Source organism: Phenylobacterium sp. (genome assembly GCF_030645195.1).
Taxonomy (GTDB): domain Bacteria; phylum Pseudomonadota; class Alphaproteobacteria; order Caulobacterales; family Caulobacteraceae; genus Phenylobacterium.
Genome location: NZ_JAUSLW010000081.1, coordinates 1 through 1,418, shown reverse-complemented (window position 1 = coordinate 1,418; position 1,418 = coordinate 1). Strand labels below are relative to the sequence as shown.

Genomic DNA, 1,418 nt, shown 5'->3' with positions numbered 1-1,418 from the left:
CCGGCGACACCCTGCGCGTGAACGTGAAGATCAAGGAAGGCGAGCGCGAGCGCGTTCAGGCCTATGAAGGCGTCTGCATCGCCCGTCAGGGCGGCGGCATCAACGAGAGCTTCACCGTCCGCAAGATCTCCTTCGGCGAAGGCGTGGAGCGGGTGTTCCCGACCCACTCGCCGATGATCGAATCCATCGAGGTGAAGCGTCGCGGCGTCGTCCGTCGCGCCAAGCTCTATTACCTGCGCGACCGTCGCGGGAAGTCGGCCCGGATCGCCGAACGCTCCTACACTGGCGGCGCCAAGGCCTCCGAAGCGTCTCCGGAAGCCGCCGAAGACTAAGGTCTTCGACACCTCCGAGTTTCCAAGCGGCGGCCCTGGCGACGGGGCCGCCGCTTTCGTTTCCACTCGGTGTCATCCCGCATGCAGCGCCGCAGGCGCGGAAACCGGGATGACAGCTAGGGGGTGTTCACCCACGCCTTCCAGGCCTTCATCACCGGGGCGAAGTCCGTCGGCTGAGTCTCGTACAGCAGGACGTCGTCGTCGAAGGTCACCCAGGGCTGGGCGCTGGACACCCAGAAGGCCGAGACCGGGTGCAGCCAGCTCGTATCGTCCAGCGTGCCGGGGCGGATGATGAGGGAATGCGGTCCGCCCGGCGGCTCGGTGAAGACCCGGGTCCCGCAGTCGGGACAGAAGCGCTGCGGGATCACGGTTCCGGACTTGGCCTTGCGCAGCCAGGTCGCGGGCTCCCCCTGGGTGATCTGGAAGTCCTTGCGCAAGACCGGCATGGCCATGGAGAAGGCGCTGGCCGTGAGCGTCTGGCAGTCGGCGCAATGGCAGGTATAGACCGCGATCGGCGGGGCGCGCAGCTCATAGCGGATCGCCCCGCAGGCGCAGCCGCCCTGGATGGGAAAGCTGGGCAGCCGGCTCATGCGGGGGGCCTTTCCAGATATTGCGGCAGGCCGTCGTCGAGGACCAGCCAGACGCGCTTGGTGGAGGTGAAGATGTGCATGTCGGGGGCCAGGGCGTCGGGATCGTCGAGGGTCGGCAGGCTGACGGCGATCCGGGCCGGCGCGTCCTTAGGCTGCGCGAACACCAGGGTCCCGCAGCGGACGCAGGAGCGGCGCATCACCCGCTCGGAGGTGGGGTAGTCCAGGGTCTCGCCGCTCCAGCTGACATCATCGGCGGCGAACATGGCGCGGGCGAAGAAGGGCGCGCTGGTCGACCTCTGGCACAGGGTGCAGTGGCAGGCCCGCACATTGAGCGGCGTTCCCCGCGCCTCGTAGCGCACCTGGCCGCAGAGGCAGCCGCCGGTCATCGCCCCTCCGCGAGATAGCCGCCGAGTCCCGCCACCAGATGGTCGAACATCAGCCGCATGCGGCGGCTGCCCTTCAGGTTCTCGTGCATGGCGATCCAGCATTCCATCTG

3 protein-coding genes are annotated in these 1,418 nt (G+C 68.3%); 1 reads left to right on the top strand and 2 read right to left on the bottom strand.

What is annotated here, in order from left to right:
- The coding region (gene rplS, locus Q7T09_RS07580; RefSeq protein ID WP_304698938.1) for a 50S ribosomal protein L19 at positions 1-332 on the top strand (332 nt) is incomplete at its 5' end.
- A gap of 116 nt (positions 333-448) precedes the next feature.
- Here the strand turns inward: rplS and Q7T09_RS07575 are convergent.
- Positions 449-922 (bottom strand): GFA family protein, encoded by a 474-nt coding sequence (locus Q7T09_RS07575; RefSeq protein WP_304698936.1) that lies wholly within the window; start codon positions 920-922, stop codon positions 449-451.
- Positions 919-1,308 carry a GFA family protein gene (locus Q7T09_RS07570; protein WP_304698934.1) on the bottom strand — a complete coding sequence of 130 codons (390 nt, stop codon included), beginning with the start codon at positions 1,306-1,308 and terminating at the stop codon, positions 919-921. The genes Q7T09_RS07575 and Q7T09_RS07570 overlap by 4 nt, the downstream gene beginning before the upstream one ends.
- Positions 1,309-1,418 lie beyond the last annotated feature (110 nt).